The 14,556-nt window shown below is 68.3% G+C and carries 9 protein-coding genes; 6 read left to right on the forward strand and 3 right to left on the reverse strand.

What is annotated here, in order from left to right; all coding sequences use genetic code 11:
- Both HMP09_RS07760 and HMP09_RS07765 read right to left on the reverse strand, forming a co-directional pair.
- Positions 1-1,347 (reverse strand): DUF3999 family protein, encoded by a 1,347-nt coding sequence (locus tag HMP09_RS07760; protein WP_176499893.1) that lies wholly within the window; start codon positions 1,345-1,347, stop codon positions 1-3.
- Positions 1,344-4,316, reverse strand: a complete 2,973-nt coding sequence (locus HMP09_RS07765) for a DUF2339 domain-containing protein (protein ID WP_176499894.1) — start codon at positions 4,314-4,316, stop codon at positions 1,344-1,346. The genes HMP09_RS07760 and HMP09_RS07765 overlap by 4 nt, the downstream gene beginning before the upstream one ends.
- A 204-nt stretch (positions 4,317-4,520) precedes the next feature.
- Here HMP09_RS07765 and HMP09_RS07770 point away from each other — a divergent pair, with 204 nt between their 5' ends.
- The 6 genes from HMP09_RS07770 (at position 4,521) to HMP09_RS07790 (ending at position 13,976) form a co-directional block, all read left to right on the forward strand.
- On the forward strand, positions 4,521-5,711 hold the full coding sequence (locus HMP09_RS07770; protein ID WP_176499895.1) for a glycosyltransferase family 4 protein: 1,191 nt from the start codon (positions 4,521-4,523) through the stop codon (positions 5,709-5,711).
- 177 nt (positions 5,712-5,888) lie between these two features.
- A complete protein-coding gene (glf, locus tag HMP09_RS07775; RefSeq protein WP_176501643.1) occupies positions 5,889-8,087 on the forward strand; it encodes a UDP-galactopyranose mutase in 2,199 nt (732 codons plus the stop codon).
- Positions 8,084-10,147 carry a glycosyltransferase gene (locus tag HMP09_RS18255; RefSeq protein ID WP_197942465.1) on the forward strand — a complete coding sequence of 688 codons (2,064 nt, stop codon included), beginning with the start codon at positions 8,084-8,086 and terminating at the stop codon, positions 10,145-10,147. Before glf ends, HMP09_RS18255 begins: the two co-directional genes overlap by 4 nt.
- Positions 10,140-11,240, forward strand: coding sequence for a zinc-dependent alcohol dehydrogenase (locus tag HMP09_RS18260; protein ID WP_197942466.1), 1,101 nt, complete (start codon positions 10,140-10,142; stop codon positions 11,238-11,240). Before HMP09_RS18255 ends, HMP09_RS18260 begins: the two co-directional genes overlap by 8 nt.
- Positions 11,237-13,495 (forward strand): glycosyltransferase family 4 protein, encoded by a 2,259-nt coding sequence (locus HMP09_RS07785; protein ID WP_176499896.1) that lies wholly within the window; start codon positions 11,237-11,239, stop codon positions 13,493-13,495. Before HMP09_RS18260 ends, HMP09_RS07785 begins: the two co-directional genes overlap by 4 nt.
- Before the next feature lie 100 nt (positions 13,496-13,595).
- On the forward strand, positions 13,596-13,976 hold the full coding sequence (locus tag HMP09_RS07790) for a hypothetical protein (RefSeq protein ID WP_232090771.1): 381 nt from the start codon (positions 13,596-13,598) through the stop codon (positions 13,974-13,976).
- A 63-nt stretch (positions 13,977-14,039) separates the two neighbouring features.
- On the opposite strand, the gene HMP09_RS07795 is transcribed toward HMP09_RS07790, so the two are convergent.
- Positions 14,040-14,555, reverse strand: a complete 516-nt coding sequence (locus HMP09_RS07795) for a YciE/YciF ferroxidase family protein (RefSeq protein WP_176499897.1) — start codon at positions 14,553-14,555, stop codon at positions 14,040-14,042.
- Between the last annotated feature and the right edge of the window lies 1 nt (position 14,556).

Consider the following 14,556-nt stretch of genomic DNA (forward strand, 5'->3'; position numbering starts at 1 on the left):
TCACGCCGCGTCTCGGGGTTGCGCACGCTGCTGCCGCCAGAGCATCCAGGCCACACCCGCCAGCAACGCCGTCGCGGCGAGCAACACACCCCACAGGATGATCGTACGCGTCGGTGCCCCCGCTTCGGCGAGCGGGGACAGTTTCAGCGATCCGGTAGCAACCGCGCGCAGACGGGCATCACCCGCCGCCCCCTGCCGATCCCTAAGGTCGTCCGGCGCAAGGAACACGTCCTTAGCCCCAGTCCGCCCGGCCGACACCGTGAACGGCGCCGTGCCGCTCGTCAGGAAAAGCAGGCTGCGGTCCGCAAAGCCGAACCGCAATCGGGGCGCGCCGGTGAACCCCGCGCTGCGAGCATCAGCTTCGATCCGGATCGCGTGCGGCGACGCGCCGGACAACATGATGTCCCGCCCCCCATCGCTGTTCGCCACGCCTTGGCCGAGCAGCGTCCAGGGTTGCTCGCGGTCGTCGCGTCCGAGGATACGGACCGGGACGACGCCGTCCGTCTGCGTCGGTACCACGCGCAGGCGCGCGATCGGCGTCGCGAACGGTACCGCGAAGTCGATCACGCGCGCATTGCCGGACGCAGGCGCCGGCGCTTGAGCCTCGACCGTCTCGAACGCCGCCGTACCGTCCGGTCGCACGTCGAGCACGGCGTTGCGGATACCGACCGGGGCAAGCAGTCGGGACTCCGCGCGCCACGTGATCCTCAGATACTCGCGCGCGACGGCCGCACCGTCGAGCGGTACGATCGTCGACCGAGCGGCGTCGTTCGCGCGCCGATACACCGTCGCCTCGCCCAACCGCCGCCAGTCGCGCAGGTCGGAACTGGCTTCGACCGCCAGCGTGACCGGCTGCCCCACCGGTAGGTCTGCGGCGACGACGACGCGGTCCGCGCGCCCGGATACCCGCCGCGCGTCGAGCAGCACGCCTAGCAGCACCGGCGCGCCACCCGCCGTGACCGGTTCGCCGCGCACTTCGACAACCTGCGCCGCACCGCGCCCGTCAAGCCTCAGCGACACGCCCGACACCTTCAGCGCATCGGGCCCGCCCAGGATCGGCATCGGATCGAGCGACACATGGCCGACGACCGCGGATGCCGCTGCGCGTGCGATCGGCATCGCCCGACCCTTTGCGTCGAACACGCGCACGTCATGCCCGTCGCGAGTCTGCAATCCCGCCAGCACCGCAGCCGGCAGCGCGAGCCGCTGCAACCGCGCGCCCGCCTCCACCGACAGCGGAAAGCGCAACGCATAGCCCTCCGGATCGCCATCCGACCCCGCCGGCGCCGCCGCGAGCAGCAGAACGGCGCCGGCCCGCGCGGCCAATCGCCACCGAAACCCGCTCATGCCACCGCCCCGCGTTGCCCGTCGTCCGCCCCGGCCTTCGGTGGCAACGGCGCCAGATATCCGACCAGCAGCATCAGCATCCCGACCGCGGTAAACGCGATGATCCGCGCACCGCCGCCGGTCGCGTACAGGTCGACGACCAGCAGCTTGACGACGGTCGCCCCCAACAGGCTCGCTCCGGCCAGCCAGAGGCTGCGGGTCGCACGCCGGTGCGCGACGACCATCAGTGTCAGCGCGATCACCGTCCACAGGATCGCGATCCCCGTCTCGACCAGCGCATCGCCCAGCAGCGTATCCGCCGCCCACGCGACCCCCGCCAAATGATGCGCCGTCCGCAACCACGCGCCGTTCGCCGCGACGAAACCAAGCGCGGCGATCGCCAGCCAGATGCGCCTGCTCGCCAACAGCACAGCGCCCGCCGGTACCGTATCCGCGCCCAGCACCGCCCGCCGCCACAGCAGCAGCACGCCCGCCGCCAGCGCGACCATCACGTCGACCGGATTGAGCAGCGGCACGAACGGCAACGGCGCAGTATCGCCCGACGAAAACAGCGCGATCGCGACTGCGCCACCGAAGATGCCCAGCGCGATCGGCACCGCCGCCGTCCAGGCATAGGCCACCGCGTGGCGATCGAGCGGCCAACGCGCCATTGCCCGATCGCCGCGCAACGCCGGTCCCGCCCACAGCGTGAGGCCCGCAAGCACTGCCGCTGCACCCGCCAGGAACGTCACCTCGTCCCACGCCGTCGACCACAGCGCGGCGCGGTCGATCCCGAACCACAACATGTCGGCAAGCAGGACCACGGCAAGCCAGACGCCTGCGACATGGCTTGCGGACGCCACCAATCGCGTGCCCGGCGTCGCGACGTTGCGCCCCTCGTCGTAGCGCCCCTCGTCGTAGCGGTCGTCGCGGTCGCTACGGAACAGCATCCAGCCATGCACGGCGAGCGCGACGATCCACAGGAAACAGCCCGGCGACGACAGCACGGTGCCGCCCCGATCGGCCTGCACGAGGAAGCCGATCCACAACGCGCCCACGCTCACGCGCGCCGGCCACGCGGCGACCGGCCAGTCGCGGCGCCGCGCCACCGTCTGGAACGCCGCCGCGCTGACCAGATACGCGAGCATCGCCAACAGGATCTGCACGGTCGCGGAGAACACCGGCACGGGTGCCAATGATCGCTCGACCGCGGGATGAAGGCGCGTCGCCTCCATCGACCAGCCGATCCACCACGCCGCGAACCCGGTCAGGAACGCCGGCGTCGCGATCAACGCCTCGCCCCGCGCATAGGCCTGTGCAAGTCGCGTCTCGCCCGGCGCGATCAAGCCCTGCGCGAACCACGCCGTGGCGAACCAGCCGAGCGCCACCAGGATCGCACCAACGAACGCCGGGTTGGCGAACGGCAGTGCGGCGATGTTGTCGTCAAGCGCGACGAGATACAACAAGGTCGCGACGACCTGCAGCACCAGCCCGAACAGGCGCGGCATCCACCGCGCCTGCCGCATCCCGACCCAAAACGCGCCCGCGCCTTCCAGCGCCCATGCCGCCGAGGTCCAGCGCGCGCCGAGTGCAAGCGGGATCGCCATCGTGACGAAGCCGATGCCGATCGCCAGCAGCGCCTCGTTCATCATGCGCAGCCCGTCCTGCTGCCCCCTTTGCTGCCGGCTGCGGGCCACCAGAGAGACACCGAGATACAAGGCCGCAAAGCCCAATGCCGCGAACGCAGCACCGAACGGCCGGTCGCCGATCAGCGCCACTTCCAGCCCGAACCCAGCGAGCGCCGGCCCGAACAACAGCGTCGTATCGACCGCATTGCCGAACTTGCCCGGCGTCGCCCGCGTGTACAGCACCGCGGTGACGACGTAGATCAGCACCGAGACGATCAGGAATATCTGCGCGATCAGGAAATGCTCGGGCCGATACGCGGTCGCGCCCCACAGGCTTGCGATCCCGAACGTCGCGAAGAACCCGACCAGGTTCAGCACGCGCCAGGTCCATGCCCGGGCGATGAACAGGATCGCGAGGTTGAGGATCGTGCCATAGCCGAACAGGCCGAGTGCGTTGCCGCCGTCCCCGCCCAGCAACAGCGGTACCGCGAACCCGCCCGCGAACGCCGTCACCGCCAGCGCCTGCGATCGCTGCAACAGCGCCAGCGCACAGCCGAGCGCGCAGACCGCGATCATTAGCACGAACGCCGCGGACAGCGGTACGAGCGCGTAGAAGCGCGCCGCGCCGAATAGCGTCAGATAGATGATCGCGACACCGCCACCTTGCAGTGCCAGCGCGAAATCCGGACGTTTGGTCCGCGTGCGGAAGCCGGTTCCGAGCAGCGCGATACCGAACAGGCAGACCACCGTGAGACGGAACTCGATCGGGAACAGCCCCGCCGCCGCCGCATAGCTGGCAAGGAACGACAGCCCGACGAACAGGATGACGAGCCCGAGCCGGACGATCGTGTTGCCGCCGAACAGCCAGCCGCGCGCGGCCGCAATGCCGCTTGCCAGCCAGCCCGGCTCGCGCGGTTCGGCGGGGGCGGTCACAGACGCAGATCCACGGTCGCCCGACGGCGGCGAGCGCCAGCGGCGGTCCGCTGCCGTCGCGCCGCCCGTCGCGGTATCGAGATCGGTCGTTGCTTCACGGTCCGGTACGGCCCGGGGTGCGACCACCGCGACCGGCGGTTCGGCCGCCAACGGCGCGATCGATACCGGCGTCGTGCGGACCTCGGGCGCATCGGCAACACGGTCCGTGCGATAGCGTGGTGCGTCCGTCAGTTCGTCGACGCGGGCCCGCAACAGGGCGAGTTCCGCACTCAATACCGCCGTCTCGCGCCCGATTTCGCTGCGCATCGCCCGCTTCAAAACCCAGCCGATGCCCACGCCAATGATGCCGCCATAAAATATAGCGGCTTCCGAAAAGCTTCCCAGCACATAGCCTAGCAAAGCGCCGACCACCGCCATCCAGATTAGCATTGCTCGAACTATCCCCGCGTAGTCATCGACGTCTTTGCACTAACATGGCGCAAGCCCTGCCGCCGGTCGAGCGTGATTACGAATACGGGCCCGGACTAATTTTAAGCGGCATGATCCCGTTCCTCGATTTCGCCCGTTAAGCGCTTGCCCTGCAACGACAGGGTGCAGGATCAGGCGGGAGATAGCGATGCAGGGGGTACCGGCATGGTGGCGTTGAGCGAGCGGCGATCGGTCGTCGTCATCAGCGACTGGGTCGACGGCTGGCCCCCGGCGGATCCCTCCGCCGCGCCGCCCTCTCGGGACGGATCGGCATGGCGCACGCTCGACCCCGCGAGTTGCCCCTGGACGGGCGCCGCCGGTCACCGCGAGCCCGTCACGGGCGGATATCTTGAACGCCTTCCGCTCGCGCTGATCGCCGACGGCATCGTCGAGCAGGCCGAGATCTGGCATCACTGGCGCGGCGAAGGCGATCCGCCATTCCGCCGTGACAGCCCGGTGCTGGCGCGTCGCGCGTTCCGCCTCGATCACGACCATGCACCGTTCGCCTCCTCCGAGATGCTCGACTTCGTGCGGATTTTCGGCGCGCCGCACATCCTCGTCGTACTGGGCCTGGGCGTCGCGCCCGAATTGCTAGCGCTGTGTGCGAACAGCATCATCCTCTACAATTCGATCGATGCCCCCGCCTTGCGCGTGCCGCCGGAGGTCAGCGAACATTTCGATCTCGTCCTGACTGGCGCACAGTGGCAGTCGGACGAGGTCGAGGCTCGCCACCCCGGCATGCGCACCGCGGTCCTCCCGGTTGGCCCCGAATTCGCGGCGATCGACCAGTTCCGGCCGCTCGGCACGCCCAAGGATATCGACCTGATCTACGTCGCCGCCGCGCAACCCTATAAGCGCCACGACATCCTGTTCGACGCGCTCGCGCAGTTGCCCCGCGACGTGTGCGCGCTCTGCGTATTCGGCTATGGCGAGGATGCCGACGCACTCCGGCAACGCGCCCACGACCAAAACCTCTCGATCGAGTTCGTCGGGCCTCCGGGCGTGCCGATCGACGCGGTCAATCGCCTGATGAACCGCGCGAAGTTCGGCGTCGTGTGCGGCATCGACGACGGCGCGCCGGCGATCCTCACCGAATACATGCTCGCCGGCCTGCCCGTGCTCGCCAACGCCGGTCTGCGCTGCGGCTTGCAGTTCATAATGCCGGACACGGGAATGACCGCTTCGACGAACGGGTTTGCCGATGCGATCCTTGCACTGCGCGATATCTACGCCGAATTCCGGCCTCGCGACGCCGTGCTGGCGCGCTGGACGTGGCAGCATAGCGTTGGACGTTTGGGGGCGATTATCGAGGAAATACATGATGCAAAGCAATTACATTTGCATAGTCAGGTCTGAGGCGTGGGCTTAGGTTCGATCAACAACGCGGATGACCGCGGATTCGCGGATTGGAAGAGCGTGCACGGTATCGGACCTACCCCCAGCCTCGCCACGATCGATGAAGTCGCCCCGCCGCCGCTGATCTGTTTCTCGCATCTCCGCTGGGATTTCGTGACCCAGCGCCCGCAGCATCTGATGACGCGGTTCGCGCAGAACCAGAGCGTATTCGTCTGGGAAGAGCACATCCCGTGCGACCATCCGTTGCCGTTCCTCGAACACCACCCCTTCCCCGCCGACAACGTCATCGCGCTGCGCCCGCGCCTGCCCCATTGGTGGAATGCCGAGCAGGTCGAAACGGGCTTGCGGCACTTGCTCAACATGCTGGTCGCCACGAGCATTCGCGCGAAGCCCTTGCTCTGGTTCTACACGCCGATGATGCTCCCGTTCGCCGAGCATCTCGATGCCGCCGCCGTGATCTACGACTGCATGGACGAGCTGTCCGCATTCCGCTTCGCCGACCCCGCGCTGCTCGACCGCGAAGCGCGGCTGCTGGCCCGCGCCGACCTCGTCTTCACCGGCGGCTACAGCCTCTACGAAGCCAAGCGCGGCCGCCACCGCGACGTCCATGCCTTCCCCTCGGCCGTCGACGTCGCGCATTTCGCCCAAGCCCGTACCGGCACCATTGAACCCGAAGACCAGCGTCAAATCTCCGGCCCGAAGCTCGGATTCTTCGGCGTCATCGACGAACGCATCGATCTGGCCCTGCTCGACGCGGTCGCCGCCCGGCGGCCCGACTGGTCGTTCGTGATGATCGGCCCGGTCGTGAAGATCGACTCCGCGCATTTGCCGCGCCGCGCCAACATCCACTGGCTCGGCGGGCGCGGTTACGGCGAACTCCCCGCCTATCTGTCCGGCTGGGACGTCGCGCTGATGCCGTTCGCGATCAACGCCGCGACGCGCTTCATCAGCCCCACCAAGACCCCCGAATATCTCGCCGGTGGCCTGCCCGTCGTCTCGACGCCGATCGTCGACGTCATCCGCCATTACGGCGACGCAGCGGCGGTGGCGATCGCCGCCGACGCGACCGCGTTCGTCGCCGCCTGCGAAGCTGCCCTGGCCCTTCCCCGCGACGGTGCATGGCGCGACGACGCCGACCGCCTGCTCGCCACGCAATCCTGGGACCGCACGCAAACCGCCATGGCCACCGAGATCGACCGCATCTTGAGCGGTAAGAAATACGCTCCCGCCCCGAAACGCGAACGCTACGACACGCTCATCGTCGGTGCAGGGTTTGCCGGCGCGGTCCTCGCCGAACGGCTCGCGAACGACAGTGGCCAGCGCGTGCTGGTCGTCGACCGCCGCCCGCACATCGGCGGCAACGCGTATGACGAACATGACGCGGCCGGCGTGCTGATCCACCGCTACGGCCCGCACATCTTCCACACCAATTCCGCCGACGTGTTCGACTATCTCTCGCGCTTCACCAAATGGCACCCGTACGAACACCGCGTGCTCGCCAGCGTCGACGACAAGCTCGTCCCAATGCCGATCAACCGCACCACGCTCAACGAACTCTACGGCCTGTCGCTCGAGAACGACGCGGAAGCCGCAGCCTTCCTCGCCAGCCGCGCGGAATCGGTCGAGGACATCCGCACGTCCGAGGACGTCGTCGTCGCCGCGGTCGGCCGCGATCTCTACGAGACGTTCTTCCGCGGCTACACGCGGAAACAATGGGGCCTCGACCCGTCCGAACTCGACCGCGCCGTGACCGCACGCGTGCCGACGCGCACCTCGACCGACGACCGCTATTTCACCGACACATTCCAGGCGATGCCGGCCAACGGCTACACCCGGATGTTCGAGGCAATGCTCGATCACCCCGGCATCACGCTCGACCTCGGCGTCGAATATCGCGACGTGATCGACCGCGTCGATGTCGACCACATCGTCTTCACCGGCCCGATCGACGAGTATTTCGATTTCCGCTTCGGCAAGCTGCCCTATCGCAGCCTCCAGTTCCGCCACGAGACGCACGATGTCGCTGAGTTCCAGCCTGTCGCGGTCGTCAACTATCCCGACGAGACCGTGCCGCAGACGCGCATCACCGAATACAAGCATCTGACCGGGCAACTGCACGCCAAGACCAGCATCAGCTACGAATTCCCGAGCGCGGAGGGCGATCCCTATTACCCGATCCCCCGCCCCGAGAACCAGGCGCTGTTCAAACGCTACGAGGCACTCGCCGATGCGGAGGAAGGCGTGACCTTCGTCGGCCGTCTCGCGACCTATCGCTATTACAATATGGACCAGGTCGTGGGGCAGGCGCTCGCCACCTATCGCCGCATGGTCGCGAAGGCCGCCGTTCTCGAAACCCCCGTATTGGCCGCCGAATGACCCGCATCTGCCTGTTGACCGACAGCCGCGCCCCGTCCGGCGTCGGCGCACACATGATGACGCTCGCCGAGGGGCTCGACGCTGACGAGATCGTCGTCGCCGCGCGTGCCGGCACCGGCCTCCTCGAATATGCCGCGGCGAAAGGCTATGCGGTCAAGGCGCTCGACGACGATGCGGACCTCGCGCGCTGGCTCGGTCGCGCGGCGCCCGACATCGTCCACGTCCATGCCGGCATCGGCTGGGAAGGCCATGCCGCGGTCCGCGCCGCACACGCGGCCGGCGTGCCGGTGATCCGCACCGAACACCTCCCCTATCTCCTCACCGATACCGCGCAGCGCGACGAGCATCGCGAGACCTCGGCCGCGCTCGCGCGCCTGATCTGCGTGTCGGACGCGGTCGGCGACAGCCACCGCGCGGCCGGCGTCGATCCCGCTCTGGTCGCGACGATCCACAACGGCGTCGGCGCGCACAGACCCTCGCGGTCACGCGAAGTGCTGCGCGGCGAATGGGGCGTCGGCGATGCCCCCGTCCTGCTGATGGTCGCGCGGTTCGCCGAGCAAAAGGGCCACGCGCTCCTGCTCGACGCGCTGCCCGCGATCCGCGCCGCGCACCCGGACGTGATCGTCCTGCTCGCCGGCGAAGGCCCGCTGCTCACCCGGACCGCGCGCGCGATCGCCGCAAAAGGCCTGGCCGGCATCGTCCGCATGCTCGGCACCCGCAGCGACGTCGCCGACCTGATGACGCTTGCCGACCTGCTCGTCCTGCCGTCCGCGTTCGAAGGCCTGCCGCTGGTCGCGCTCGAAGCCATGGCCGCCGGTCTCCCCGTGGTCGCCACCGTCGCACCGGGCAATGCCGAAGCGATCGAGGACGGCGTCACCGGTCGCCTGACCGCCGCCGATCCGGCCAGTTTCGCCGACGCGGTCGTCACGCTGCTGGCCGACCGCGAGAGCCTGAAATCGATGGCGAGCGCCGCGATCGAACGCCAGCAAGATCTTTTCTCGGCCGATCGCATGATCGCCGACACGCGCGCGGTCTACGCCGCCGTTCAAGACCAACACACAAAGGGAGACGGCGTGGAGCGGACACGGATCGGGTTCATCGGCGCAGGCGGCATCGCCAATCGCCATTTCGGCGTGCTGGAGCAGTTCGACGACGTCGCGATCGTCGCGGTCGCCGACGTCGACATGGCGCGCGCGACCGAGGCCGCAGCCCGCTTCGGCGCCCGCGCGTTCGACGATGCGGCTGCAATGCTGGCCGCCGTCGAGCTCGACGCTCTCTACATCTGCGTGCCCCCCTTCGCGCACGGCGAACCCGAACGCCTCGCGATCGAGCACAAGCTCCCGTTCTTCGTCGAGAAGCCCGTTGCGCTCGACCTCGGCACTGCGGAAGACGTCGCGGCAGCCGTCGACCGGCTCGGCCTCGTCACCGCAGTCGGCTATCACTGGCGCTATCTCGATACGGTGGACGAGGTGAAGGCGCTGCTCTCCGCGACGCCCGCCCGCCTCCTGTCCGGCTATTGGCTCGACTCCACGCCGCCGCCGCGCTGGTGGTGGAAGAAGGACGCATCGGGTGGCCAGATGCTCGAACAGACGACGCATCTCGTCGATCTCGCGCGCTATCTCGTCGGCGACGTCGTCCGCGTCTATGGCCAGTCGGGCCATGTCGACCGCGCCGCCTTCCCAGGCCTCGACGTCGCCACCACCAGCACCGCAATGCTCACCTTCGCCAGCGGCGCGATCGCCAATTTCGCGTCCACCTGCCTGCTCAACTGGAACCACCGCATCGGCCTGCACCTGTTCGGCGAAGGGCTCGCGATCGAACTGACCGACCGTGACGTCATGATCGACATCGGCCGCGGCCGTCCGGTCCGCGGCACCGGCAGCGATCCAGTCGTGCTGGAGGATCGCGACTTCATCGACGCGGTCCGCGGCGGCGAGAACCGGATCCGCTGTCCCTATCCCGCCGCGCTCGAAACGCTCCGCCTGGCGCTCGCGATCGAACGCTCCGCCGCCGAAGGCCGCGCGATCGACGTCCGCGAGCGGGAGGTGGCGCATGTCTGAGTGGCGCCACGTCCGCTCGCTCGGCGTCGAACGGCCCGGCCAGGCCTATTTCTTCGGCTATGACGAAGCGCCTCCGGGGGACGGCCAGGTCCGGCTCGATCTGCTATACACCGGGTTTTCCGCAGGCACCGAACTCACCTTCGTCAAGAACAGCAACCCGTATCTCCATTCGCGCTGGGATGCAGGCCGCGGTGTGTTCGTCCCCGGCGAGCCGAGCGCGCACTATCCGGTGCCGTTCCTCGGCTACATGGAATGCGCACGAGTCAGCGACAGCCGGGTCGATGATTTCGCCAACGGCGATGTCGTCGGCACGGTGTTCGGGCACAAGACCGGCCACACCGCGGACCCGTTCAACGACCTGCTGACCAAGCTTCCGCCCGAGCTCGACCCGATCCTCGGCATCTATATCGGCCAGATGGGACCGATCGCCGCCAACGGCATCCTGCACGCCGATGTGGAACTGCTCGGACCCAATGTCGTCAACCTCGGCGACGGCATCCGCGGCCGCCCCGCGCTGGTGATCGGCGCCGGCATCGTCGGCATGCTGACCGCGCTGTTCGCCCAGGCAGCCGGCGCAAGCGAAGTCGTGATCGCCGACCCCTCGCCCTTCCGCCGCCTGCGCGCCGAATGCCTCGGCATCACCGCGATGACCGAGGACCAGGCCTGGGCCTACGCCAAGGCGCGCTGGCTCCACGGCGGCGACGATCGCGGCGCGGACGTCGTGTTCCAGACCCGCGCCGACGCCGCCAGCCTGCACGCCGCGATGCGCGCGCTGAGGCCGCAAGGCACGGTGATCGACCTCGCTTTCTACCAGGGCGGCGCGGACCGTTTGCGGCTCGGCGAGGAGTTCCACCACAACGGCCTCAACTTACGCTGCGCCCAGATCAACCGCGTACCCCGCGGGCTCGGCTTCCAATGGGACCGCCGTCGCCTCGCCAACGAGACGGTGAAGCTCCTCCTCGCCCGCGGCTCCGAAATCCGCGCGCAGCTCATCACGCATGTCGTGCCCTATGACGACGCGCCCGCCTTCATTGCGCGGCTGGTCGGCGAGCGGCCCGAATTCCTCCAGATCGTCTTCAAGGTCGGCGATTGAGCACCGCTTTTACCGCCGACGCCCGACCGATCCGCATCCTGTTCGTCTTCGCCTGGCTCGTCGTCGGCGGCGAGGAGACGGAGGTGCGGTTGCTCGCCCAGGCGCTCGATCCCACCCGCTACCGGATCGAGGTCATCGCCTGCTTCCGCAAGCATGGCATGCCCGAGCAGACGCACGCGCAATTGGAAGCGATCGGCGTGCCCGTCGACCGCACCCCCTATGCGCTCGGCTTCGACGAGACCGTCGCCTACCTCGCCAGCAAGCTGCCCGCGTACGACGTCGTCGTCTCGTGCCAGAACGTCGCGGACATCTACCCCGCGCTCGAACGCATGCACCTTCGCCCGCCGCTGATCGAGCATGGCGGCCTCGTCTCCGAAGCACTCGCCGGGCCCAAGCATTTCACCGCGCGCTATGTCGGCGTCTGCGCCTCGATCCGCGACGCCGCCGCCGGCCGCATGCCCGGTCGCGAACACCACGCGATCGAGATCCCGTCGATGGTCGACACGCGCGCCTTCGACCCCGCCCGACGCGCGCCCGTGCGAGCGGCGCTCGGCATCGCCGACGACGTGCCGCTGGTCGGCTGGCTGGGCCGGCTCGACCCGAAGAAACGCGTCGAGGATTTCATCGACGCCGCCGCGCTGGTCCACGCCCGCCACCCCCGCGCCCGCTTCGTCGTCATCGGCGGACCGGACGCGTTCATCCCCGAATACGCCGTCGCACTCCGCAACCGCGTGCGCGCGCTCGGCCTGGACACCGCGCTGACCTTCCTCGGCGACCGCGACGACGTGCCCGACCTGCTCGCCGCGCTCGACGTCTTCGCCTGGCTCTCCCGCGGCGAAGGCATGCCGCACGTCATCGCCGAAGCCGGCGCTGCGTGCCTCCCCGTCATAGCAACGCGAGACAACGGTTCCGAACAACAGATCGTCGATGGGGTCAGCGGTCTGTTCGTGCCGCACGAAGATCCGCCTTCGGTTGCCGCCGCGATCACCAAACTCATCGAAGAGCCTGCACGTCGAACTCGCCTCGGCACCGCCCTCCGCGCAAAAGTCGATAGCGAGTATGCCGTCGCCGCCGTTGTCCCCCGCTGGGAAGCCCTGTTCGCCGACGTCGTGGCCGACCGACCGCCTCTTCCCCGCGCGACCGGCCTCTTCCGCAGCGTCCTCCAGGGCGGCTTCGAATCCTCCACTCACCGCCGCGCGCACGACCGCAAGCGCGTCGACGTCATCACCGCCAGCCATCACGACACGCTGGCTGCGCACGACTATGCCGAACTCGCCAAGCTCGGCATCCTGACGGTCCGCGACGGCCTGCGCTGGCATCTGATCGAACGCGAGTCCGGCCTCTACGACTGGTCCAGCCTCGACCGCCAGCGCGACGCCGCCAAGGCGATCGGCACCGAAGTCATCTGGGACCTGCTCCATTATGGCTGGCCCGACGACATCGACATATGGACGCCCGCGTTCGTCGCCCGGTTCGCCGCCTTCGCCGCCGCCGCCGCTCGCCATATCGGCCCGGCCGCCGCGGGGGAGACGCGCTTCTACGCCCCCGTCAACGAGATCTCGTTCTTTGCCTGGGGCGGCGGCGATGCAGCCTATCTCAACCCGTTCGCGCGTGGCCGCGGCTATGAACTGAAGGTGCAACTCGCGCGCGCCTCGATCGCCGCGATGGAGGCGATCCTCGCGGTCGACCCCGCTGCGCGGTTCGTCCATGCCGACCCGGTCATCAACGTCATCACCGACCCCGCCCGCCCCAACGACGCCCCCGCCGCCGAAGGCCACCGCCTCGCGCAATACCAGGCGTGGGACATGATCGCGGGGAAAGCCTGGCCGCAGATCGGTGGTCGTCCCGGCCTGCTCGATATCGTCGGCGTCAATTTCTACCACAATAACCAGTGGATTCACGGCGGCCCGCCCTTGTCGTACGATCACCCCCTGAGCCGCCCGCTCCACGCGATCCTCGCCGACGCCTATGCGCGCTACGGCCGCCCGATCTTCATCGCCGAAACCGGGATCGAAGGCAGTGCCCGGCCAGCCTGGCTCCGCATGGTCCTGCGCGAGGTAGAGATCGCGCAATCGCTCGGCGTGCCGGTCGAGGGCCTGTGCCTTTACCCCATCCTCGATCACCCCGGCTGGGACGACGACCGCTACTGCCCCAACGGCCTGCTCGCCTGTTCGCCGGTCCTTGCGGAGCGCGTGCCGGATGCCGCGCTCGCGTCCGTCATCCGGCACGCGCAAGCGGCCGATATCCTGCGTTAACTCACGCCCAGATACTGATCGAGGTCGATACGATCGCGAGGACATTTCCGCCGCCACGTCGCGTTGACGGTTGCCACAAAGGCATGCGGAGAGAGATCACATGGCCGTTAAATTTGCAGGAACGATGAACGCGATCAATCGCGGACTCGACGCGACCAAGCCCACCAAGGGTGCCGACATGGTCGAGGATTGGGAAGCCGCGCTGGCCGATACCGAAATCTCCGGCGCCAAGGGCATTCTTCGCGACCTCGGCGCACTGCGCAAGCAGCTCGAGAAGGATACGCCCGACGCCGACCGCGTCCATGCGCTGCTCCACCGCCTCGGCGCCGCAACTACCAAGATCGCGGACAAGGCGGACAAGTCGCAGGACAAGCTGAAGGCGCTCGGCGAAGCGCTGACCGAAGCCGGTGAGGATGCGCCGGACGAGGAAGAGGACGTTGCCGCCGCCGCGAGCCCCAAGCGCGCTCGTAAGAAGGCCTGAACGAAAAACGGGCCGGCGATCGCAAGATCGCCGGCCCGTTGCTTTTACTCGGTCGCGAAGGGCTCAGGCGGTAACCGCCTCGGCCTTCGGATTGACCTTCGACGTCGCCATCGCGGTCAGCTTGTCGTCGGTCGCATATTCCTCGTCGAGCGTTTCCTTCAGGATCGCCGCGATCTCGCTGCGACCCAGCTGGTTCGCCCACGCGATCAGCGTACCGTAGCGCGTGATCTCATAATGCTCGACCGCCTGTGCCGACGCGATCAGCGCCGCGTCCAGAACCGCCTTGTCGCCGATCTCGCCTGCGACCTCATTGGCTTCCTTGATGATGCCGTCGATCGCCGGGCAGGTGACGGCCTTGGCCTTCTCGCCCAACAGTTCGAAGATCCGCTCCAGGCGGACGATCTGGCCTTCGGTTTCACGAAGATGCGTCTCGAACCCGGCCTTGAGGCCCGGCGCGGTCGCCTTGTCGGTCATCTTGGGCAGCGCCTTGGTGATCTGGTGCTCGGCATAATAGACGTCCTGCAACTGGTGCAGAAACAGGTCTTCGAACGTCGCGATGTCCTTGGAAAACAAGCCCATG

Source organism: Sphingomonas sp. HMP9 (assembly GCF_013374115.1).
Classification (GTDB): domain Bacteria; phylum Pseudomonadota; class Alphaproteobacteria; order Sphingomonadales; family Sphingomonadaceae; genus Sphingomonas.

Bases quoted from the DNA above. Each gene is read 5' to 3' on its own strand.
- HMP09_RS07760 (WP_176499893.1), bottom strand. From the start codon at position 1,347: ATGAGCGGGTTTCGGTGGCGATTGGCCGCGCGGGCCGGCGCCGTTCTG.
- HMP09_RS07765 (WP_176499894.1), bottom strand. From the start codon at position 4,316: ATGCTAATCTGGATGGCGGTGGTCGGCGCTTTGCTAGGCTATGTGCTG.
- HMP09_RS07770 (WP_176499895.1), top strand. From the start codon at position 4,521: ATGGTGGCGTTGAGCGAGCGGCGATCGGTCGTCGTCATCAGCGACTGG.
- glf (WP_176501643.1), top strand. From the start codon at position 5,889: ATGACGCGGTTCGCGCAGAACCAGAGCGTATTCGTCTGGGAAGAGCAC.
- HMP09_RS18255 (WP_197942465.1), top strand. From the start codon at position 8,084: ATGACCCGCATCTGCCTGTTGACCGACAGCCGCGCCCCGTCCGGCGTC.
- HMP09_RS18260 (WP_197942466.1), top strand. From the start codon at position 10,140: ATGTCTGAGTGGCGCCACGTCCGCTCGCTCGGCGTCGAACGGCCCGGC.
- HMP09_RS07790 (WP_232090771.1), top strand. From the start codon at position 13,596: ATGGCCGTTAAATTTGCAGGAACGATGAACGCGATCAATCGCGGACTC.
- HMP09_RS07795 (WP_176499897.1), bottom strand. From the start codon at position 14,555: ATGGGCTTGTTTTCCAAGGACATCGCGACGTTCGAAGACCTGTTTCTG.